Origin of the sequence: Microbacterium sp. zg-YB36, assembly GCF_024623575.2 — a bacterium.
GTDB lineage: Bacteria > Actinomycetota > Actinomycetes > Actinomycetales > Microbacteriaceae > Microbacterium.
Genome location: NZ_JANJFD020000001.1, coordinates 1,485,546 through 1,505,806, shown reverse-complemented (window position 1 = coordinate 1,505,806; position 20,261 = coordinate 1,485,546). Strand labels below are relative to the sequence as shown.

The 20,261-nt window shown below is 70.5% G+C and carries 21 protein-coding genes; 19 read left to right on the top strand and 2 right to left on the bottom strand.

Annotation, left to right across the window (positions count from 1 at the left end; genetic code table 11):
* Nucleotides 1-3: 3 nt before the first annotated feature.
* Nucleotides 4-867, top strand: coding sequence for a polyphosphate kinase 2 family protein (locus tag NQ151_RS07760; RefSeq protein ID WP_257507898.1), 864 nt, complete (start codon nt 4-6; stop codon nt 865-867).
* A gap of 183 nt (nt 868-1,050) precedes the next feature.
* Here the strand turns inward: NQ151_RS07760 and NQ151_RS07755 are convergent, their stop codons facing one another.
* Nucleotides 1,051-2,304, bottom strand: a complete 1,254-nt coding sequence (locus tag NQ151_RS07755) for an isochorismate synthase (RefSeq protein ID WP_285891941.1) — start codon at nt 2,302-2,304, stop codon at nt 1,051-1,053.
* Between the two features lie 29 nt (nt 2,305-2,333).
* Between NQ151_RS07755 and NQ151_RS07750 the strand changes: the two genes are divergently transcribed.
* The 17 genes from NQ151_RS07750 (at nt 2,334) to NQ151_RS07670 (ending at nt 18,792) form a co-directional block, all read left to right on the top strand.
* A complete protein-coding gene (locus tag NQ151_RS07750) occupies nt 2,334-2,894 on the top strand; it encodes a DUF402 domain-containing protein (protein ID WP_257527623.1) in 561 nt (186 codons plus the stop codon).
* A 9-nt stretch (nt 2,895-2,903) separates the two neighbouring features.
* Nucleotides 2,904-3,521 carry a nicotinamide riboside transporter PnuC gene (pnuC, locus tag NQ151_RS07745; protein ID WP_257527622.1) on the top strand — a complete coding sequence of 206 codons (618 nt, stop codon included), beginning with the start codon at nt 2,904-2,906 and terminating at the stop codon, nt 3,519-3,521.
* A complete protein-coding gene (locus NQ151_RS07740; protein ID WP_257527621.1) occupies nt 3,514-4,584 on the top strand; it encodes an AAA family ATPase in 1,071 nt (356 codons plus the stop codon). The genes pnuC and NQ151_RS07740 overlap by 8 nt, the downstream gene beginning before the upstream one ends.
* A 9-nt stretch (nt 4,585-4,593) precedes the next feature.
* Nucleotides 4,594-6,165 (top strand): AAA family ATPase, encoded by a 1,572-nt coding sequence (locus NQ151_RS07735; RefSeq protein WP_257507903.1) that lies wholly within the window; start codon nt 4,594-4,596, stop codon nt 6,163-6,165.
* Entirely contained in the window at nt 6,162-6,818 is a 657-nt protein-coding gene (locus tag NQ151_RS07730) for a potassium transporter Kef (RefSeq protein WP_257527620.1), read from the top strand. The genes NQ151_RS07735 and NQ151_RS07730 overlap by 4 nt, the downstream gene beginning before the upstream one ends.
* Nucleotides 6,815-8,671 (top strand): VWA domain-containing protein, encoded by a 1,857-nt coding sequence (locus tag NQ151_RS07725; RefSeq protein ID WP_257527619.1) that lies wholly within the window; start codon nt 6,815-6,817, stop codon nt 8,669-8,671. Before NQ151_RS07730 ends, NQ151_RS07725 begins: the two co-directional genes overlap by 4 nt.
* A complete protein-coding gene (locus tag NQ151_RS07720; RefSeq protein WP_257507906.1) occupies nt 8,664-9,272 on the top strand; it encodes a phosphohydrolase in 609 nt (202 codons plus the stop codon). Before NQ151_RS07725 ends, NQ151_RS07720 begins: the two co-directional genes overlap by 8 nt.
* Complete coding sequence (locus NQ151_RS07715; protein WP_257527618.1) at nt 9,265-10,653, top strand: AMP-binding protein; 1,389 nt, start codon at nt 9,265-9,267, stop codon at nt 10,651-10,653. The genes NQ151_RS07720 and NQ151_RS07715 overlap by 8 nt, the downstream gene beginning before the upstream one ends.
* A 66-nt stretch (nt 10,654-10,719) precedes the next feature.
* Nucleotides 10,720-11,394: a bifunctional demethylmenaquinone methyltransferase/2-methoxy-6-polyprenyl-1,4-benzoquinol methylase UbiE gene (ubiE, locus tag NQ151_RS07710; protein ID WP_502883569.1), complete on the top strand. Its 675-nt coding sequence runs from the start codon at nt 10,720-10,722 to the stop codon at nt 11,392-11,394.
* 62 nt (nt 11,395-11,456) lie between these two features.
* Nucleotides 11,457-12,518, top strand: coding sequence for a polyprenyl synthetase family protein (locus NQ151_RS07705; RefSeq protein ID WP_257507909.1), 1,062 nt, complete (start codon nt 11,457-11,459; stop codon nt 12,516-12,518).
* 61 nt (nt 12,519-12,579) lie between these two features.
* Complete coding sequence (locus tag NQ151_RS07700) at nt 12,580-13,953, top strand: FAD-dependent oxidoreductase (RefSeq protein ID WP_257507910.1); 1,374 nt, start codon at nt 12,580-12,582, stop codon at nt 13,951-13,953.
* 59 nt (nt 13,954-14,012) lie between these two features.
* Nucleotides 14,013-15,005, top strand: coding sequence for an alpha/beta hydrolase (locus NQ151_RS07695; RefSeq protein ID WP_257507912.1), 993 nt, complete (start codon nt 14,013-14,015; stop codon nt 15,003-15,005).
* A gap of 357 nt (nt 15,006-15,362) precedes the next feature.
* Nucleotides 15,363-15,713: a DUF4190 domain-containing protein gene (locus tag NQ151_RS07690; RefSeq protein ID WP_257507913.1), complete on the top strand. Its 351-nt coding sequence runs from the start codon at nt 15,363-15,365 to the stop codon at nt 15,711-15,713.
* Between the two features lie 51 nt (nt 15,714-15,764).
* A complete protein-coding gene (locus NQ151_RS07685) occupies nt 15,765-16,217 on the top strand; it encodes a hypothetical protein (protein WP_257527616.1) in 453 nt (150 codons plus the stop codon).
* Entirely contained in the window at nt 16,214-16,762 is a 549-nt protein-coding gene (locus NQ151_RS07680) for a J domain-containing protein (RefSeq protein WP_257527615.1), read from the top strand. The genes NQ151_RS07685 and NQ151_RS07680 overlap by 4 nt, the downstream gene beginning before the upstream one ends.
* 47 nt (nt 16,763-16,809) lie before the next feature.
* Entirely contained in the window at nt 16,810-18,273 is a 1,464-nt protein-coding gene (locus tag NQ151_RS07675) for a protein adenylyltransferase SelO (protein WP_257527614.1), read from the top strand.
* Between the two features lie 81 nt (nt 18,274-18,354).
* Entirely contained in the window at nt 18,355-18,792 is a 438-nt protein-coding gene (locus tag NQ151_RS07670; RefSeq protein ID WP_257507917.1) for an SRPBCC family protein, read from the top strand.
* 30 nt (nt 18,793-18,822) lie between these two features.
* Here the strand turns inward: NQ151_RS07670 and NQ151_RS07665 are convergent, their stop codons facing one another.
* Nucleotides 18,823-19,311 carry a YajQ family cyclic di-GMP-binding protein gene (locus tag NQ151_RS07665; RefSeq protein WP_257507918.1) on the bottom strand — a complete coding sequence of 163 codons (489 nt, stop codon included), beginning with the start codon at nt 19,309-19,311 and terminating at the stop codon, nt 18,823-18,825.
* 3 nt (nt 19,312-19,314) lie between these two features.
* On the opposite strand from NQ151_RS07665, the gene NQ151_RS07660 reads away from it, so the two are divergent.
* Entirely contained in the window at nt 19,315-20,256 is a 942-nt protein-coding gene (locus NQ151_RS07660; protein ID WP_257527613.1) for a bile acid:sodium symporter family protein, read from the top strand.
* Nucleotides 20,257-20,261 lie beyond the last annotated feature (5 nt).

The following is a 20,261-nucleotide window of genomic DNA, read 5'->3' as shown; positions in this document are numbered from 1 at the left end:
TGCATGACAGCGAGAAGTCAGAAGCACTGGAACGGCGACGTGGCCGAACTGCTGCGGGTGGGCGCGGGCTTTCGGCTCGCCGACGTCGACCCGGGCGCCACGCCCGGTTACGGCAGCGACCGCAGCAACGCCGCGCAGGACCTCGAGGCGGGGGCAGAGGAGTTCGACGAGCTGCAGGAGCGGCTGTTCGCGCAGAGCCGGGAAGACCCGACCAAGCCCTCGCTGCTGCTGGTGCTGCAGGCGATGGACTCCGCCGGCAAGGGCGGCATCGTGCGGCACGTCATCGGGGCGACCGACCCGCAGGGCATCCACCTCAAGGCGTTCAAGAAGCCCACGCCCGAAGAACTCGCCCACGACTTCCTGTGGCGCATCGACGAGCACGTGCCCGAGGCAGGGTACATCGCGGTCTTCGACCGGTCGCACTATGAAGACGTGCTGATCGGCAAGGTGCGCCAGCTCGCGCCGGCGGCGGAGATCGAGCGCCGATACGGCGCCATCAACGACTTCGAGCAGGGCCTGGTCGAGACCGGCACCCACATCGTGAAGGTCATGCTGCACATCTCGCCGGACGAGCAGAAGAAACGGCTCATGCAGCGCCTGGACCGGCCGGAGAAGCACTGGAAGTACAACACCGGCGACGTGGACGAGCGCAAGCTCTGGCCGCAGTACATGGACGCGTACCAGACCGTGTTCGACCGGACCTCGACCGACCACGCCCCGTGGCACGTCGTGCCGGCGAACCGCAAGTGGTACGCGCGGCTCGCGGTGCAGCACCTGCTGCTGGAGGCGCTGGAGCGCATCGACCCGCAGTGGCCCGCGGCGACGTTCGACGTCGAGGCCGAGAAGGCGCGGCTCGCGGCGACCTGACGCGCCGCGTGCGCCGGCGGCGGCCCGGTTCGGTCGTCGCATCCGGCCCTCGCGCGCGCGTCGGCGGGGACATTCGCGACGACCCAGCGCGCGCGGCGCGCGACCCCGTGCGTTCGGTGGTCGCGATGGGGCCGTCCGGCGCGCGGGCGGGGACGTTCGCGACGACTGAACGCGCGCGGCGGGCTAGGCCAGCGCGTCCACGATCGGGCGGAACTTCACGCGGGTCTCGATGAGCTCGGTCTCCGGGTCGCTGTCGGCGACGATCCCCGCGCCGGCATACGCAGTGACGGGGATGTCGTCGGAACCGTCGGTGGGCACGACGTGCGGGTCGAACTGGGCGCAGCGCAGCGCGATGGCCCATTCCCCGTCGCCGCGGGAGTCGATCCACCCGACGGGACCGGCGTAGCGGCCCCGATCGAACGGCTCGAGGCGGTGGATCACTTCGATCGCGGCAGCCGTCGGCGTGCCGGCGACGGCTGCGGTCGGGTGCAGCGCGGCGACGAGATCCAGAGCGGATGCCACTCCGCCCAGTTCCCCCTCGACGTCGGTGGCGAGGTGCCACACGTTCGGCAGCTTCAGCGTGAACGGCGCCTCGCTGGCCACGAGCGCGCGGGTGTGGGGGCGAAGCGAAGCCAGCACGCTCTGCACCGCGAACTCGTGCTCGTCGATGTCCTTCGTGCTGGATGCCAGCGCGGCCGCGGCGGCGGTGTCGGAATCGGCATCCGCGCCCCGCGGCGTCGTGCCGGCCAGCACGCGGGCCGTGACGGTGCCGCCGTGCACGGTGACGAGGGTCTCGGGGCTCGCGCCGATGAGGCCGTCGACGGCGAACATCCAGGTGTCGGGGTATTCGGATGCCAGTGCGCGCGCGAGGCGGCGCAGGTCCGAGCCGATGGGCACGCTGCCGCGCAGGTCGCGGGCCAGCACGACCTTCTCCACCTCACCGGCGGCGATGGCGTCGAGCCCCTCCCTCACGGCGGTCATGTACCCGTCCGGTGATTGCGCCCCGGGTCCGACGGTGCCCGACCAGTGCACGCCATAGGGCGTTTCGACGGGTTCCGCCGGGGTGCCGCCTGCGGGCCCGATCGTGGTGACCCACGACCGGGCGCCGCGGCGGCCGACCACGATGTGCGGGACGGTCAGCACGCTCTGCCGTGCGGAGCGGGGATCGAACGTGAGCGCGCCGAAGGCGACGAGCCCGGTGCCGGGCAGCTGCAGCGGGTCGTCGATCACCGCAGCGGTGGCCAACTGCTGCCACGCCTCCGCGAGCGACGCGTGCCCGTCGGGGCCGCCGTAGGTGAACGAATACGCGTCCCCGTACCCGACCATGCCGTCGCCGCGGCGGATCCACGCGGTCGGGTCGGAAGGGGAGGTGAAGGGGAGCAGATCCTCGATGTGGTCGATCTCCCGTGTCTGGACGACGAGGCGGGGAGGGGTCAAAGTCACCCCTCAAGCCTAGACTCGCCAGGGTGAACGCGATCTCCGCGGTATCCGCCCGTCCTGCCCCCGGCACCCCGCTGCTGTTCCGCTGGCGAAAGTGGGACGGTGGGGCGCATTGGGTGCACGAGTGCGTGTATCTCGGCAGTGACCGCTGGGGTGACTGGGTCGGTCAGCGGGTGGGGGACCGCAGCGTGCGCCCCGGCCGCGACATCCCGGCGCCGCAGCCCAACGTCACCCTCATCCCGCCCGAGGGTGATTGGGTGTTCACGACGAACGCGCCACCGCACCGCACTCACATCTACATCGACCTCGCGTGGGATGTGACGTGGATCGACGGCGAACCCGGCGGTATCGATATGGATCTCGATGTCGTGCAGCGCGTCGGCGCCGACGTCTACATCGAGGACCGCGACGAGTGGGACGAGCACCGGGTGGCCTACGGCTATCCGCTGGACATCGTCGATCGCCTCGAGCGGGTCGCCGTCGACCTCGAGACCCGGGTGCGCAACCGCGAGGCGCCGTTCGACGAAACCACCGCCCAGCAGTGGCTCGACCGCCTCGCGGCGAATGGGGATCCGCGCAATCCCTAAGCTCAACGAGTGATCGAATGGATTCTCGCCGAGTGGATGCAGATCCTCGGGTTCGCCACCGGCGCGGCTTGCGTGCTGCTGTCCGCACTGCGGAACGTGTGGACGTACCCGCTCGGCATCGCGAACAACCTCGTGTTCCTCGCCGTGTTCCTGCCCGCCGGTCTCTACGCCTCGGCTGCCCTGCAGGTGGTGTATCTGGCGCTGGGCATCCACGGCTGGTTCCGCTGGACCCGCCGGGTCGAGCATGATCGCCACTACATCGCGCGCACGCCCCGCCGCGCGATCGTGTGGCTCGTGGTCGCAGGCGTGGCTCTCGCCGCCGTGCTGACCTGGGTGCTGTCGACGTTCACCGACTCGCAGGTCGCCCTCGCCGACGCCGCCACGACCTCGGCGAGCCTCGTGGCGCAGTACATGCTCAACCGCAAGTGGCTGGAGAACTGGTTCGTCTGGATCGGCGTGGACATCGCCTTCGTCGCACTGTCCATCGTCACGGGGCTGTGGATCGTGGCGGCGCTGTATGTGCTGTTCGTCGCGCTGTGCATCTTCGGGTGGCGGTCGTGGCGGCGCGTGCAGGGCGAGACGGCGGCCACGGACCCCGAACCGCACGCGGTCGCCGCCCGTGCCTGAACCACGGTTTCGTCACGGCCTGGTCATCGGGAAGTTCTACCCGCTGCACGCTGGCCACTCGCACCTCATCCGCGCCGCGGCGCGCGCCTGCGACCGGGTCACGGTTCAGGTGATCGGCGCGTCGGTGGAGTCGATCACCGTCGCCACCCGGGAACGGTGGATCCGTGAAGAGCACCCCACCGTGCACGTGGTCGCCTTCGTCGACGACACCCCCGTCGACTTCGGCTCCGACACGGCCTGGGACGCGCACACCGCGATCATCGCCGGTGCGCTGGAGCGCCCCGTCGACGCGGTGTTCACCTCCGATGCGTACGGCGAGGAGCTCGCCCGGCGCCTGGATGCCACGTGGGTGCAGGTCGACCCCGGCCGGGTGATGACCCCCGTCTCCGGCACCGCGGTGCGTGCCGACCCCGCCGCGCACTGGCACGAACTGGCCCCCGCGGTGCGCGCGAGCCTCACGTCGCGCATCGTCGTGCTCGGCGCCGAATCGACCGGCTCCACGACGCTGGCCGCCGCGCTCGCCGCAGAGCTCGGCACCCACTGGGTGCCCGAGTACGGCCGCGAGCACTCGATCACCCGCGCGGGCGGGCTCACCGCACCGTGGCGCAGCGACGAATTCGACGTCATCGTCGACCGGCAGGTCGCGCTCGAGGATGCCGCGCTGCGGCAGACGCCCGCCCCGGTGCTGGTGTGCGACACCGATGTGCTGGCCACCACGCTGTGGCACGAGCGCTACGTCGGGCAGCGCGCGGCCCGCATCCATGACCGCGCAGCCGAGCACCGGCCGGCGCTGTATGTGCTCACCGGCGATGAGATCCCGTTCGTCCAGGACGGCACCCGCGACGGCGAGCACATCCGCTCCCGCATGCAGGAGAGGTTCCGCGCCGTGCTCGAGGACCAGCCCGTGCCGTGGCTCGAAGTGCGCGGCGATGTGGCCACCCGGGTGCAGGCGGCGCTGCCGGCGGTGCACGACGCCGTGGCCCGGGCGCTGTCGTTCGCCGCGCCGCTGGAGGGCCGGCCGCTGGCGGAGCAGCTCGCGTTGCAGCGACTGGGCGCCCGTTAGGCTGGCGCGATGTTGGATCGCTGGCACAAGGTCTCCGAGTCGCCCACGACCCCGTTGGCATCCGGTGGCGTGCTGCAGCTCACCGCGGACGATCTGTTCCGGGGAGCGGATGCCGATTCTCCCGTCCCGCTGGATGAGAAGCTGCGTCGCACCTACTACTGGATCGTCAACCGGGCCGTCATCTCGCCCTACTACGACGTGGAGTTCTCCACCGGCGCGCCCGTCACCTTCCCGCTCGGCGACGCCGGGGCGGAGCTGACGCTGCCGACCGAGGCATCCTTCTCCTCGAACGTGCTGCTTCCTCTGCTGACCTTCGCCGTCGGCGGCAAGTGCCTGCTCGTGGGCGGACCGGGCCGGGGCAAGACGACCCTCGCGGTGCTCATGGGAGTGATCGCCGGGTCGTCGGCCGAGGACGTGCGCCGCGGCGTGCAGCAGGGCCAGCCGCAGCTGACGATCAGCGACCTCGTCGGCATCCCGTTGCCACGTGACCTCATCAACGCCGGCCGCATGACCGACATCGGCATCGCGTGGCGCGAATGGCTGACGCGGCCGGTGAAGATCATCGACGAGTACAACCGCATCCCCACGAAGACCCAGTCGGCGCTGCTCACGATGGTCGCCGAGGGGTACGTCGAAAGCCACGACCAGCTGCACCGCACCGCGCCGGCGTCGGGGGTGGAGAGCTGGTTCTTCACCGCGAACGACGACGGCGGCGGCGGTACGTTCCCCGTCATCCAGGCGCTGCGCGACCGCATGGATGTCACGGTGCAGGCCGCGAGCTTCAACAGCCGGTTCTTCGACGAGCTGGTCGCCCGGGTGGAGGCGGGGGAGAAGCCCGAGGAGCACGTGCCGGAGGAGCTCGTGTTCACCGGTGACGAGCAGGCGCACATGCGCGCGGCCATCCGCGCGGTGCCGGTGCCGCCCGAAGTGCGCCGGCGCCTGGAGTTCTTCCTCAGTCATTTCGAGTTCGTGCAAGCAGGCGGCCGGCGCTTCGAGTACCGCACGAAGGACACCGTCACCACCGCCGGCGGCCGCGTCCCCGAGGCGATCGAAGCGAACTCGGGTGCCGATCTGGCCGTCGATCTCGGCGCGCAGTCGATCAATGGGCTGTCCGTCCGGGCGCTGCAGACGCTCATCGTGTACGCCAAGGCCGTCGCCTGGTTCCGCGGCCGAGGCGCCGTGGGTGTCGAGGACGTCGCCGCGGTGCTGCCGTTCGTGCTGCGCGGCAAGCTGCTGCCCAACCCGACGCATCCGCGCTTCGACGTCGGCGCCGAGCGGGAACTGACCACCGACGTGATGAGCTGGCTCGCCGACCTGTTCGCGCAGTCCTGCCGGCAGTACGACGCGCTCGGCCGCGGCCAGGACGACCCGGTGCGCGACCTGCTCGCGCAGCTGGATGCCGGTCTGGACGGCCTCAGCGCGGTGGACGCGTCGCGCCGGGTGACCGAGATCGAGTCGCGCGTGCGTGCGATCGCCGCGACCGGCAAGCTGTACGGCCGGGACTTCGACGACCTCACCGCGCTGAAGTACCTGCACCAGCGCTACACCGCATACCTGCGGTGGGCGGAGCAGCAGGCGTGATCCAAGTGCCCGGGCACCTCGCCGACCGCGGGAGTCCCATCGGCGAGCCCGAGCCGGTCGCGGGCCTGGACTGGGCCGTCGCGACGCGCAGCGTGCAGCGCGCCGGCGGACGCCCCGACCGGTTCACCGGGGCGATGGCCGCCGCCCAGCGCGCCGCCGGCGGACCGGACGACACCGCCCTGCTCGCCGGGATCGCCGGCATCGCCGCGTGGCGCGCGGGTGCCCTGGCCTATCGCCAGGACGCGCTCGCCCGGATCGACGCGCTCGCCTCCGACGCCGCACGCCGGGCCGCCGGTGCCGCGCTCGATCTGGACGTGTCCGGCCTCGATGAGTTTGCGAATCGGCAGCGGACCGACCGGTTCTGGTGGCCGGGCCGTGCCACCCTGGATGGCTACGTGTGCGCCGTCGGCGGCTTCGCGGGGCTCGGCGGGGCGTGGGTCGCGCCGGCGGACGCCTGGTACCCGCTGGGCGAACCCGGCGCCTTCGCGATCCGCACCGGGGACCGGTGGTGGCGCCTGGATGCCGATGTGTGGGGCTCCCGCCTGCTGCCGCTGGACGCGCAGCCGCAGGAGCGCGGTCCCGACCAGGCGGCATCCATCGTCTGCCTCCCCGACACGTACCTCGCCTGGGTGCACGTGGAGGACGCGGCGTGAGCGCACCGCACGGCGGCGTCCCGATGGATGCCGCGGCGCGCGGCGCCTGGGAACGCGCGCTGGCCCTGTGGGGCGTGCACATGCACGACGCGCAGCTGCTTCCCGGTGCCGGGGCCGAACAGGGCGCGCCGGCGTGGTTCACGTTCCCGCCCGCCATCACGGTCGACCCCGTCTTGGTGCAGGCGCTCGGCGGTGCGGCCGAGCTCGAGAGCGTGTTCGCCCACGAACTGGGGCACCACGTGCTGGCACCGAGCACCCGCATCGACGCGCTGAAGATCCGCCACCAGCTCGCGCGGGCGCTGGTCGCGGCGGGGGCCGAGACCATCGCCGACGGCGATGTCGCCCTGCTGTCGAACCTGTGGGCCGATCTGCTGGTGAACACCCGGGTGGCGCTGCTGCAGCGGCGACGCGACGCGGACGGCGGGGAACCGGGCATCGTGCGGCTCGCTCGTGAGCTGTACCGGGAATCCGCCGGAACGCAGAGCCGACTGTGGTGGCTGTACCTGCGGGCGTACGAGCTGCTATGGAACCTCCCCGCCGGCGCGCTGGTGCCGGTGCAGGCGCCGGAGGCGCCGGGACCCGCCGCGCCTGCGCCGGTCGACGAGCTCCCGCTGGAGCGGCTCCCGGAGCGACTGCGCGAACAGGAGGTGGCCCTGCGCGCGGCGCGGCGCGAGGCGCGGCGGGTCGCCGCGGAACTGGCGGGGGCGATCACGACCCACCCGGTGCTCGACGCCGACCTGCTCGCCGGGATCGTCCGCACGTTCGCCGGCGACCCCGTCACGGGTGCGCTGCGGTTCGGTGTGCTGGTGGCGCCGTACCTCGTCGAAGAGCGGGCCGCGGGGGCCGCCGCTCGTGGGCGCATGCCCGGCGGTGGGTGTGCCGCCGATCACGCCCCCGCGACGGCGGGCGAACTCGGCCGCATCCTGGCCGACCGCCGTCTGCAGGGACCGGTGCCCGACCGGTCCGGCCGCGACAGTGACGAGGTGGGCTACGGCCCGGGTGCGACAGGGCAGGGCCGCGGACAGCGGCTGGATGTCGCGCGCACGCTTGAGTTGTACGCCGCATCGGATGCCGACGCGGTGGTGGCTGCGTGGTATCGGGCGCAGGCCGCGCCGTGGGTGAAACCGATGAGCCAGCGAGTGTCCTCCCGTCCCGCGGCGAGCCTGCCCGGACCCCTCGAGCTGTGGGAGACGGGCGACGACCTCGCCGACCTCGACTGGCCGGCGACGCTGCAGGCCGGCGCGGTCGTGATCCCGGGGGTGACGACGCGGCGCCGCTCGGTCCTCGACGATGAACCTGAGAAGCAGGAGGGGAGCATCGAACTCGATCTGTACATCGACTCCTCAGGGTCGATGCTCCACCCCCATGCCGGGTCGCCGGCCGTGCTGGCCGGGACGATCCTGGCGCTGTCGGTGCTGCGGGGCGGCGGCCGGGTGCGGGTGGCGAGTTTCTCCGGCCCGGGGCAAGTGGCCGGCAGCGAAAGGTTCACCCGGGACGCCGCCCGGGTTGCAGCAGACCTGGCCTGCTACTTCGGCCACGTCACGTCGTTCCCCCTGGATCTGCTCGACCGGCGCTACGCACAGCTGGCGCCGCCGCGCAGCGAGGAGCGCCGCCACCTCGTGGTGCTCTCCGATGACGGCTTGACCTCGATGTTCGGCGACGGCAACGAGCCGTTCGCCGACGTGGCGGCGCGGACCCGCACGAAACTGACCACGGCCACCCTCGTCGTCCTTGCCCGGGCGCGGCGGGTCGAGCCGCTCGCGCGGGCCGCGGGCTACGACGTGCTCTATCTGGAACTGATGGCCGACGCGCCCCGGGTGTGCGCACGACTGGCGGAGGTGCTGCATGGCTGAGGCCGACGAGCTGCTCGCGGTGTGGTCGGGCATGGCGCCCGCCGACGACGCGATCTGGGCGGCCACGCGGCCCGGGCCGGCACTCGCGGCCGTCGCCGCGCGGCTGTCGAGCGTGCCCAGGTCGTTCCTGGACGACCAGGTCTCGATCACCGCCCTGGCCGGGGACGTGCGGGCCGGCGACGTGGTCGCGGCCGCACACGCCGGCGACCGCCGCGTGCGGCTGGGCGCCGCACTGGGCCTGTGGCTCTTCGCCAGCGAGGCCATCGTCGAGCCCTTCGACCCGCCGCTGGCGGACGGCACCGGCTCGCTCGCCGTCGACGCGCTCGCGCTGCGCCTGGCCCCGGTCGCCGATCCCCTCGAATGGCTCTCCGACGACGAACGCCGCGAGGAGGCGGTGCGCACCTTCCTGCTGTGGTGCGGGTACCGCCCTGCGGGGGAGGACTCCACGACGGCGCGCTCGCTGCTGGACGCGCGGGACTCGCTGCGTCGCAACAGTGCGCTCGCCGAGGCGTACGAGGCCCACCGGCATCGCGCCGAGATCGCGCGGCGCCTCGCCGCGGCTCGGGCCAAGGAGGCCGCGGCGCGGTACAGCCATGAGTGACCCGCCCGACGATCCGCTCGTGCTGGCCGAGTACGTCCCCGGTGGGGCCGCGGTGCTCACCGACGCCGAACGCTGGCCGACAATGGATGCCGCGGGGGCGGCGCGGCTGCACCGGTGGCGCACCCATCCGGCCGCGCCGGAGTGGGTGCATGAGACCGGCGACCGGCTCACCCCCGACATGCTCGACCGGGTGCGCGCACCGCTGCCCACCGAGGGGTGGCTCGACGCGCACCTGCGCACCGCGCGGCGTCTCCTGCACTACCGCGGGATGGTGGGGCTGGACACGGTCGCCGACTTCCCGCCGATCAGCCGTGCGCACCTGGCCGCCGACATCGCCGCGTTCGTGCCGCTCGACGCGGACCTGGACCGATTGCTGCACGGCACCAGCTCGGGCTCCACGGGCGCAGCACTCAACATCCCCGACGACGTCGAAGAGGTCGCCCGCGGCTTCCACCATCTGGTCGCACTCGTGCAGGGTGCCGGTGTCGCGTGGCATCCGGACGGCGAACGGTTGGCGCTGGCCGCGGTCGTGCATCAGCGGCAGGCCTTCACCTACGTCTCACTCATCAGCGGCTTCGCACAGCGCGCGATGGCACGCCTGAACCTCGCCGAGGGCGCTTGGGGCGCGGCGTCCGATCGCTCCCGATTCCTCGCCGAGGCCGACCCGCAGGTGATCTCCGGCAACCCCACGAGTCTCGCCGAACTCCTCGCCGCCGACCTGCGACAAGCGGTGCGCCCCCTGGCGTTGTTCTCGGGCGCGATGGCGCTGGCCGGGCCGCTGCGCGCCGACCTCGAGGACGCGTTCGGCTGCCCCGTCTTCGACGTCTACGGCCTGCACGAGACGCGCCCCATCGCGGTGCGCACCGATGATGGACCGTTCCGCGTGCTGGACCGTCGCGTGATCGTCGAGACGCTCGACGAGGTCGGGCAGCCCGTCGCCGACGGTGAGGTGGGCGAGATCACCGTGACGGCGGGCGAGAACCCGCTGCTGCCGCTCGTGCGCTACCGCACCGGCGACTTCGGCAGGCTCGTGCAGCTGCCCGGCGGCGGCGTTGGCATCGCCGATCTGGAGGGTCGCGAGCACACCGTGTTCCTGGGTGGCGGCGGGCGCCGCATCGCGTGCGTCGACCTGACGCAGCAACTGCAGACCTACGGCGCGCGGGGGTGGAGCGTGACGCAGTCCGCCGACGGGCGGGTCCTCGCGCGCATCGCCGGCGGCGACCAGACCCTCATCGCGCGGGCGCTGGGCGCCCTGTTGGACCAGCCCGTCGAGGTGCAGCGGGTCGACCGGGTCACCGACCTCGGCGAGGGCAAGCCCCGCCGCTACCGGAGCCTCGCGGTCGACCTCCCCCTCGACATCCCCGCCAGCCCCGCGCCGTAGGATCGAACCGTGACCTCCGACTCGCATCGCGCCGACCTTGGTAAAGACCCCTCGCGTGTCAGCGGGATGTTCGACGAGGTCGCCCCGGCGTACGACCGCACCAACACCGTGCTGAGCCTCGGCAACGACCGGCTCTGGCGCGTCGCCACGACGCGGGCGATCGCCCCGCGGCCCGGTCAGCGCATCCTCGACCTCGCCGCCGGCACCGGCGCGAGCTCCGTCGCCCTGGCCGCCAGCGGTGCAGAGGTGGTCGCCGCCGACTTCTCGCCCGGCATGATCGCCGAGGGCCGTCGCCGCCACGGCGGCGTGGCGAACCTGTCGTTCGTCGAAGCGGATGCCACGGCGCTGCCGTTCGAGGATGGCTCGTTCGACGCGGTGACGATCTCCTTTGGCCTCCGCAACGTCAACGAGCCGAGGAAAGCGCTCGCCGAGCTGCTGCGGGTCACCGCTCCCGGCGGTCGCCTGGTGATCTGCGAGTTCTCGCACCCGCGGTCTGCGGTCTTCGCCGGGCTGTACCGGTTCTACAGCGACCGCGTGCTGCCCGTCATTGCCCGCACCGTGAGTTCAAACGCCGCCGCGTACGACTACCTCAACGAATCGATCCGCGACTGGCCCGACCAATCGACGCTCAGCGCGTGGCTGCGCGAGGCCGGCTGGACCGACGTCGCACACCGCGACCTGACCTTCGGCATCGTCGCGCTGCACCGCGCCCGCAAGCCGCTGGCCGAGCCCACCGCCTGAGACTCTTCCGTGGGTCCGGACCGCGCAGCAGCACCCGCCGCGACCCCGGTAGGCTTGATGACGTGACTGCGAGCCCCCCTGCGCCGGGTACGCGCCTGGCCAGCCGTCTCGGACTGACCGAGCGGGTGTTCGCTGGACCCCGCGGACGGAAACTCATCTCCGTCGTCGAGGAGGGCCTGGACCGCGTCGAGGCGAACATCGCCGTCGAGCTGAAGAGCGCCGACCGGCTCGTGGATGCCACGACGCGCTACCTCTACGAAGCAGGCGGCAAGCGCGTGCGCCCCATGCTGGCGCTGCTGACCGCGCAGCTGGGCGACGGCGCCACCGACGAGGTCATCTCGGGTGCCACCGCCCTGGAACTCACCCACCTCGGGTCGCTGTACCACGACGACGTCATGGACGGTGCCGATGTGCGCCGCGGCGTTCCCAGCGCCCATGCGGTGTGGGGAAACAGCCTCGCGATCCTCACCGGCGACCTGCTGTTCTCGCGGGCGAGCCAGATCATGGCGCGACTGGGCGAGCGGGCCATCCGCCTGCAGGCTGACACCTTCGAGCGGCTCGTGCTGGGTCAGATGCACGAGACGGTCGGCCCGCAGGCATCCGATGATCCCGTCGAGTTCTACCTGCAGGTGCTCGCCGACAAGACCGGTTCGCTCATCGCGGCATCCGCGCAGGCCGGCATCACCTTCGGCAATGGGCCACGCGAGTTCGAGGCGCCGCTGATCGCGTTCGGCGAGCGGGCCGGAGTGGCCTTCCAGCTGCTCGACGACGTCATCGACCTGTCCGCCGACCCTGACGAGACCGGCAAGGTGCCTGGTACCGACCTGCGTGCCGGCGTGCCGACCATGCCCTACCTGCTGCTGGGAACGCGGACGGATGCTGCGTCGAAGGCGCTGCGCGCCGAGATCGACGAAGGCGTCGCCGGCATCGCCGACGGTGCCGACCCGGCCGTGCTGGACGAGCCGCTCGCGCAGCTGCGCGACCATGAGGCGACCGCCGCGACGCAGGCGCTTGCCGGCGACTGGTCGGATGCCGCGATCGCGGCGCTCGCGCCCATCCCCGACGGTCCGGTGCGTGAGGCGCTCACCCGCTTCGCCCGCGCCGTCGCCGACCGCTCCAGCTGACGGCATCGCTCTCGACGGGCGCGGGAACGGCGTTCCCGGTGTCGACCACGAAAGGATTACCATGACCAAGCTCCGACTCGCCATCGTCGGCGCCGGCCCGGCGGGAATCTACGCCGCCGACATCATCCTCAAGGCCGAGCGTCGCTTCGATGTGTCGATCGACCTGTTCGAGCAGCTGCCGGCGCCCTACGGGCTGGTTCGTTACGGCGTCGCCCCCGATCACCCGCGCATCAAGGGCATCATCACCGCGCTGCGTGAGGTGCTCGACCGTGGTGACATCCGCCTGTTCGGCAACGTGCGCTTCGGCGAGGACATCACCCTCGACGATCTCAAGCGTCACTACAACGCCGTCATCTTCGCGACGGGCGCGATCCGCGACTCCTCTCTGGACATCCCCGGCATCGACGCCGAGGGTTCCTACGGCGCCGCCGACTTCGTCAGCTGGTTCGACGGGCACCCCGACGTGCCCCGCACCTGGCCGCTGGAGGCCGAGTCGATCGCCGTCATCGGCAACGGCAACGTGGCCCTGGACATCACCCGCATGCTCGTCAAGCACGCCGACGATCTGCTGCCCACCGAGATCCCCGACAACGTCTACGAGGGTCTCAAAGCGTCGCCGGTCACCGACGTGCACGTGTTCGGGCGCCGCGGCCCCGCGCAGGTGAAGTTCACCCCGCTCGAGCTGCGTGAGCTCGGCGAGCTGCGTGACGTGGACATGGTCGTCTACGACGAGGACTTCGACTACGACGAGGCATCCAAGACCGCCGTCGCCAGCAACAAGCAGGTCATGGTCATCGACCGCGTGCTGCAGTCCTGGCGCAAGCGGCCGTCGGCAAACAACGCCGGCGGCGAGGCATCCCGCCGGCTGCACCTGCACTTCTGGGCCAAGCCCGTCGAGGTCAAGAAGGATGCCTTCGGCCGCGTCAGTGCGTTCGTGTACGAGCGCACCCGCCCGGACGGTCAGGGCGGCGTCGTCGGCACCGGCGAGCTGCGCGAAGTCGCCGTGCAGGCGCTGTACCGCGCGGTCGGCTACCTCGGTTCACCGCTGCCCGGCGTGCCGTTCGACGAGCGCCACGGCGTGATCCCCAACCACGAGGGTCAGGTGCTGCACCAGGAGTCGAACGATCGGGTGCCGGGCGTCTACGCGACGGGCTGGATCAAGCGCGGCCCCGTCGGCCTCATCGGACACACCAAGTCGGATGCCATGGAGACGGTGAGCCACATCATCAACGATCAGGGCTCCTGGTGGGACCCGGAGGACCCGTCCGAGTCGGCGATCCCGGAGCTGCTGGCCACGCGCGGCGTGCGCTGGACCGACCTCGAGGGCTGGCATCGCCTGGACGAGTACGAGATCGCCCTGGGTGCGGCGAAGGAGCGTCCCCGCATCAAGGTCGTTCCCCGCGAAGAGATGATCACCGTCTCGCGCGGCGAGTAACCCTCCCGCCGAGCAGCCGCACCCCTGCGCTCGGAGGACCCGCCAAGTAGGCTGACCACATGCCGGAGCAGTGGGTCACGGACATCCTTGGGGCACCGTTCCAGAGTCTCACCCTCCCGCTACCTGAGGACGACGAAGGTCCCGTTGTCGCCACGCTCGTGCGCAGTCTCCCAACGGTGGTGCAGCGGATCGCCCAGCCGCTGCGCGACGTGGACGTGCTGTACGTGCACGGCTGGTCGGACTACTTCTTCCAGACCGAGCTCGCCCGCTTCTGGAACCACCTGGGCGCCCGCTTCTACGCCGTGGATCTGCGCAAATACGGCCGCAGCCTGCGCGTCGGGCAGACACCTGGCTACATCACGAGCCTCGACGACTACGACCCCGACATCCAAGCCGCGCTGGAGGTGATGGGGTACGGGCAGGATGACGATCCCGACCGCCGCCTGGTGCTCTTGGGCCATTCCACCGGTGGGCTGACCCTCACGCTGTGGGCGGCGCGGCACTCCGGGGTCGCCGCCGCGCTCGTCCTCAACAGCCCGTGGCTCGAATTGCAGCTGGGAGCGATCGGGCGCCAGGCCATCGCGCCGCTGGTGCAGGTACGGGCGCGCTTGGATCCGCTGGGCACCCACCCGGCCGTGGACCTCGGCTTCTACACCCGCGCGCAGACCGAGCTGGGGTCACTCCCGGCCGGCGAACATCGCGCGCTATGGCGGCCGGACCGGGGATTCCCGACGCATCCCGGCTGGCTCCTGGCGATCCTGGAGGGACACAGCCGGGTCGCGGCTGGAGTCGAGGTCGGCTGCCCGGCGCTGGTCATGCTGTCGGCTGGCTGGTCGAACCCGCTGGTCTGGGCGCCCGAGATGACCTCGACCGATTCGGTCCTCGTCGTCGACGACATCGCCAAGGCCGCGACTCGCATCGGTGCCCGGGTGAGCGTCGAGCGCATCGAAGGCGGCATCCACGACCTGTTCCTCTCGGCGCCGGGGCCCCGCGCCGAAGCATACGAGGCGCTGCAGCACTGGCTCACTCGAGGTGCGCTGCGCGAGCGGTGATCCTCAGGCTGCGTGAGAGTCAGGTGCGCGCAACCCGAACACGTTCCTCCACCGAGCGCCCGACGGTAGCGCCTCTCGAAAATAGGGCGTGGTGAGATGCCGCCACGCACTGAAAAGAGACCGCTCCGAACGGCGCATTAGGCGGTGGTAATCGGGCTTCACGATATGCGCACAACGCACCGGGAAATGTTTGCGGCGTGGCCGTTTGTTCTGACAGGATGGGCGCGGCTGGGGAGCTTAATTGGGAATTCGTGCGCTGGTAAACAATTGTCGTTTGCGCGGCGGTGGTGACACTTCCCGGGCCATAGGCCCCATTGCGGAGGCAATCCGCATTCACGAGGAAGCGTCGACGAAGAAATGACCGATTCGTACCCGAACCAGCAGCACGTCCATCAGCACTTCGTGCGGGGGCCTTCGAACGGGAAAGGCGTCGCTGCGCTCGTCGTCGGCGTGATAGCGGTGTTTTTCGGTGTCTCGGTCCCGATTCCGGTATGGGGATTGATCGTGAGCTTCCTGGCTTTCCCGCTCAGCGTCGTCGCGATCATCCTGGGCCATTTGGGCATGAGCACCGCGCGCCGCGTGGGGATGGGGCGCGGGAACTCGCTGGCCGGGGCGATCCTCGGGTACGTGACATTGGGAATCTGCGTACTTACGACCGGGTTTTGGTTTTCGGCCATCGCCGGTGCCGCGTCCGCCGCGACGATCTGAGGGAACCGCGTGCGCAGAATCCGAGTCCGCGGGGTTGCGGCAGATTTCCTCGTGCCGCCCAAATGGCCCATACCGACAGACAAATGGATCCGTGCCAATGCGTTCTGGGAGCCACCCGTCGACTGGATCCCCATCGGCGGACTCCCGTCGGCGCCGGCCGACTGGCAGTTCTGGAAGCCCAACCCGCAATTCCAGCCCCGGCGGATCGCAACCGACGCAACCCTCGCCATGTGGCGGCGGATCTCGAACGTCCTCGCCACTGTCATGGTGGTCACCTTCGCCGTCAACGTACTTCTGCCGCTAGCCGGCGCCGAACGCGTACCCACGCTGGCCTTCATCGTGTCCGCTGCCGCGTGCGGCAATGTCGTGTGCCTCCTCGTGCGGGAATCCCGCAAGGCGCAACTTATCCGGCACAGCGCAGCACACGCGGCGATCGGTGCGGCGGAAGAACGACAGCGCCGGCTCGTCCGCGACTACCAGGCTTATCTGGCGGACCCGGGATGACGCTCGAGGAAGCACGATCCATCCTCAACCTGGAGCGCGGCGCGAGCCGGGAGGAGATCCGCAAGGCGTTCCAGCGGCGTGCGCGCGAAGCTCACCCCGACCGCCACCCGGGCGCGGATGAGCGAGCACGTGCGCATCATGCCCACGAATTCGATCGAGCGCGCGAGGCGCGCGACATCCTGCTGCTTCTCGTCCCCGAGCCTGGCCAGCAGGCGAGCAGGGGGTTTCCGGCGGCTGCGGGACAGACGCAGACGCCACGCCAGGCGCCGCCGGCGAGCAAACCGCCACCACCGGCGAGCCCCCCGCCGCAGCCTGGCACTCGGCGTGCAGCGCGCGCACAACGACCGCAACCCGCTGCGACGGACCGGCCGCCTCGGACGACTCTTCGCTTCGACGAATTCGTGCGGCAGACGGATGCCGGGGGTTTCGGGCCGGGCGTGAACTCGCGGCCGTACCACGACGTCGTGAGGATCGTGGTGTGGTCGGGGCTCGCGCTCGTCGTCTGCGGCTTCGCGGCGGCCATTGCCGTGGCCTCCGGGTGGTGAGACGCACGATCGGATCCCCCCGGCGCCACCGCGCGTAGCCTGGAGGTATGAGTGTCGCGCTGCAGTCGACCATGACCCTGGGGAACCACTTCGCCACGGAGCTTCCGGAGCTGGCCGTGCCGTGGCAGGCGGCGGAGTTTCCCGATGCCCGCCTGCTCGTGCTCAACGAGCCGCTGGCCGCCGAACTGGGCCTGGACCCCGCGTCCCTGCGTAGCCCCGCCGGGGTGGGCCTTCTCACCGGCAATCTGCTCCCCGACGGGGCGACGCCGGTGGCGCAGGCATACGCGGGTCATCAGTTCGGGGGCTATTCACCGCGGCTGGGCGATGGGCGCGCACTGCTGCTCGGTGAGGTCGTCGACGCTCACGGCGCCCTGCGGGACATCCATCTCAAGGGCTCCGGAGTGACCCCGTTCGCTCGCGGCGGCGATGGGCTGGCGGCAGTCGGCCCCATGCTGCGCGAGTATGTCGTCAGCGAGGCGATGCACGCGCTGGGCATTCCCACGACGCGCGCGCTGGCCGTCACCGCTACGGGCCAGGACGTCTACCGCGAGACGGTGCTGCCCGGTGCCGTGCTCACCCGGGTCGCGAGCAGTCATCTGCGGGTCGGCAGCTTCCAGTACGCCGCGGCCACCGGCGACGTGAACCTGCTGCGGCGCCTGGCCGCCCACGCGATCGACCGTCACTACCCCCACTTGGCGGATGCCGAGAACCCCTCGCTGGCGCTCCTGCAGGCCGTGACTGACGCTCAGGCGTCGCTCATCGCGCAATGGATGCTCGTCGGCTTCGTCCACGGCGTGATGAACACCGACAACATGACCATCTCGGGCGAGACGATCGACTACGGGCCGTGCGCCTTCATGGATGCCTTCGACCCGGCATCCGTGTACAGCTCCATCGACCTGGGCGGTCGCTATGCGTTCGGCGCGCAGCCGCTCGTCGGCGAGTGGAACCTCGCGCGCCTCGCCGAGGCGCTGCTTCCCACGCTCGACGACGACACCGAGCAGGCGATCAGCCTCGCCCAGGACGTCCTGGGGATGTACCGCGACCAGTACAACGCGGCCTGGTTCGCCGGCATGCTCGTCAAGCTCGGGCTTGCCGAAGGTCTGGACGACGAGGTCACGACGCGGCTGTGCACCGACGTGATCGAGCTGCTGCAGGTGAGCCGTGTCGACTACACCGGCTTCTTCCGGCGCCTCAGCGCCGTCGCGCGCGGCGACGCGTCAGAGGTCCGGGCGCTGTTCGCCGACCCCGGCCCCTTCGACATCTGGGCGGAGCGCTGGCTGAGCCTGAGCCCCGACCCCGATGCGATGGATGCCGTCAATCCGGTCTACATCCCGCGCAACCACCTCGTGGAGGAGGCGCTCGCCGCAGCCACCGAAGGCGACCTGGCGCCGTTCGAGCAGCTCGTCGCGGTCGTGACCGACCCGTACACGCCGCGCCCGGGCTTGGAGCGCTACGCGGATCCCGCACCGGACACCTTCGGCCCCTACCGCACCTTCTGCGGGACCTGAGCCGCAGTCGCCGACTATTCCGGGCACGTGGCCTGGTGCCCAGGCTGGCGCGGACGCACAGCAGAGCGTAGAACTGGGCCCATGGCCCGGATCACCAACACGATCGACATCGACGCGTCTCCCCAGCAGGTCTATTCGGCTCTCCGCGCTCTCGACGCCTATCCGACCTGGCTCAGACATTCCATGGTGTATCGGGGAACGAGGATGCGAACGCCTGAGGCGGGGGCGCGGCTTATCTACGAAGACTCGACCATGCTCGGCCGAATGCGTGGTGAACTCGTCGCGGACGTACCCGATCAGGTGCTGCAGTTCCACCAGCGCAAGCCGTCCGGCCGCCTGGATGCGCTGATCCGGTACGACCTGGAGGCCGCCGACACAAGCACGCACCTGACCAGGGTCGGCGAGCTGACGACCCACGGAGCACTTCGCCTGGTTCAGCCGATCCTTCTGCGGATGGCCGCCGCCGAAAGTGAGCGGACGATGAAGTCCCTGAAGACCTACGTCGAACGAAGGAGATGAGTCCCCAGAGACCCGACTCAGAGGGGTGCTCTACCGGTAGTTGATGAACTGCAGGTCGACGTCGAGGTCGGAGGCCTTGAGGATCCGCATGACTTCCTGCAGGTCATCGCGGCTCTTGGACTGCACGCGCAGTTCGTCGCCCTGGATCTGCGACTTCACAGACTTCGGGCCCTCGTCGCGGATGATCTTGCCGATCTTCTTCGCGTTCTCCTGCGAGATCCCCTCCTTCAGCGTGGAGGTGATGCGGTACTCGCGGCCGCTGGCGACGGGGTCACCGGTCTCGAGACTCTTGAGAGAGATGCCGCGCTTGATCAGCTTCGACTGGAACACGTCCAGCACGGCCTTCGCCCGCTCCTCGCTGTTGGACTTGATCAGGATGGAGTCGCCGCTCCAATCGATCGACGAGCCAGTGCCCTTGAAGTCGTAGCGCTGCTCGACCTCTTTGCGCGCCTGGTTGAGGGCGTTGTCCGCCTCCTGGCGGTCGATCTTCGAAACGATGTCAAAGGAGGAATCAGCCATGTCGTGAGTCTACCGAGCCCCGGGTCGGGCACTATGTGTCTCATGGGATCAGCGTTGACCACCATTGGATTACCCGTCGCCCTCGGCATCATCATGTTCGGCCTGGGCCTGAGTCTCACCCTGCGCGATTTCGCGCGGGTCGCGAAGCAGCCGAAGGCGGTGATCGTCGCGCTGCTGTGCCAACTGGTGCTGCTGCCGGCGATCTGCTTCGGCCTCGTGCTGCTTTTCCAGCTGCCGCCGGTGCTGGCCGTCGGCATGATGATGCTGGCCGCCTCGCCCGGCGGCACCACGGCGAACCTCTACAGCCACCTGTTCCGCGGCGACATCGCCCTGAACATCTCACTCACGGCGATCAACTCCGTCATCGCCGTGATCACGCTTCCGATCATCACGAACCTGGCGATCGCCTACTTCGACCCGTTCGACGGTGAACTGGGGATGCAGTGGGCCAAGGCCGCCGAGGTGTTCGCGATCGTGCTGCTGCCGGTCGCCCTCGGCATGGTTGTGCGGCGCGTCTGGCCCGCGTTCGCGGACCGCATGGACAAGCCGGTGCGGATCGTGTCCGTGATCGTGCTCATCGTCGTGATCGCGGGCTCGGTGGCATCCAACTGGGAGCTGCTGATCGAGAACGTTGCGAGCCTCGCGCTCATCACGGTGCTCTTCTGCCTCGTGAGCCTGGCGATCGGCTACGCCGTGCCGCTGCTGCTGAAGGTCGGCAAGCGTCAAGCGATCGCGTCGTCGTTCGAGATCGGCATCCACAATGCAACGCTCGCGATCGTCATCGCGCAGACCGTGCTCGGGTCGGTGGAGCTCAGCCTGCCGGCGGCCGTGTACGGCGTGCTCATGTTCTTCATCGCGTTCGGGTTCGGCTTTCTCATCCGCGACAGGTCGACCGCGGCATCCGATGCACGCAGAGAGGATGCCGCAACGCCAGCGCCTTCGTAGACTGG

What these genes read in the sequence shown, in the direction of transcription:
- NQ151_RS07760 (WP_257507898.1), top strand. Translation starts at nt 4, where the DNA reads ATGACAGCGAGAAGTCAGAAGCACTGGAACGGCGACGTGGCCGAACTG.
- NQ151_RS07735 (WP_257507903.1), top strand. Translation starts at nt 4,594, where the DNA reads ATGTTGGATCGCTGGCACAAGGTCTCCGAGTCGCCCACGACCCCGTTG.
- NQ151_RS07720 (WP_257507906.1), top strand. Translation starts at nt 8,664, where the DNA reads ATGGCTGAGGCCGACGAGCTGCTCGCGGTGTGGTCGGGCATGGCGCCC.
- NQ151_RS07715 (WP_257527618.1), top strand. Translation starts at nt 9,265, where the DNA reads ATGAGTGACCCGCCCGACGATCCGCTCGTGCTGGCCGAGTACGTCCCC.
- ubiE (WP_502883569.1), top strand. Translation starts at nt 10,720, where the DNA reads ATGTTCGACGAGGTCGCCCCGGCGTACGACCGCACCAACACCGTGCTG.
- NQ151_RS07700 (WP_257507910.1), top strand. Translation starts at nt 12,580, where the DNA reads ATGACCAAGCTCCGACTCGCCATCGTCGGCGCCGGCCCGGCGGGAATC.
- NQ151_RS07695 (WP_257507912.1), top strand. Translation starts at nt 14,013, where the DNA reads ATGCCGGAGCAGTGGGTCACGGACATCCTTGGGGCACCGTTCCAGAGT.
- NQ151_RS07690 (WP_257507913.1), top strand. Translation starts at nt 15,363, where the DNA reads ATGACCGATTCGTACCCGAACCAGCAGCACGTCCATCAGCACTTCGTG.
- NQ151_RS07680 (WP_257527615.1), top strand. Translation starts at nt 16,214, where the DNA reads ATGACGCTCGAGGAAGCACGATCCATCCTCAACCTGGAGCGCGGCGCG.
- NQ151_RS07675 (WP_257527614.1), top strand. Translation starts at nt 16,810, where the DNA reads ATGAGTGTCGCGCTGCAGTCGACCATGACCCTGGGGAACCACTTCGCC.
- NQ151_RS07670 (WP_257507917.1), top strand. Translation starts at nt 18,355, where the DNA reads ATGGCCCGGATCACCAACACGATCGACATCGACGCGTCTCCCCAGCAG.
- NQ151_RS07665 (WP_257507918.1), bottom strand. Translation starts at nt 19,311, where the DNA reads ATGGCTGATTCCTCCTTTGACATCGTTTCGAAGATCGACCGCCAGGAG.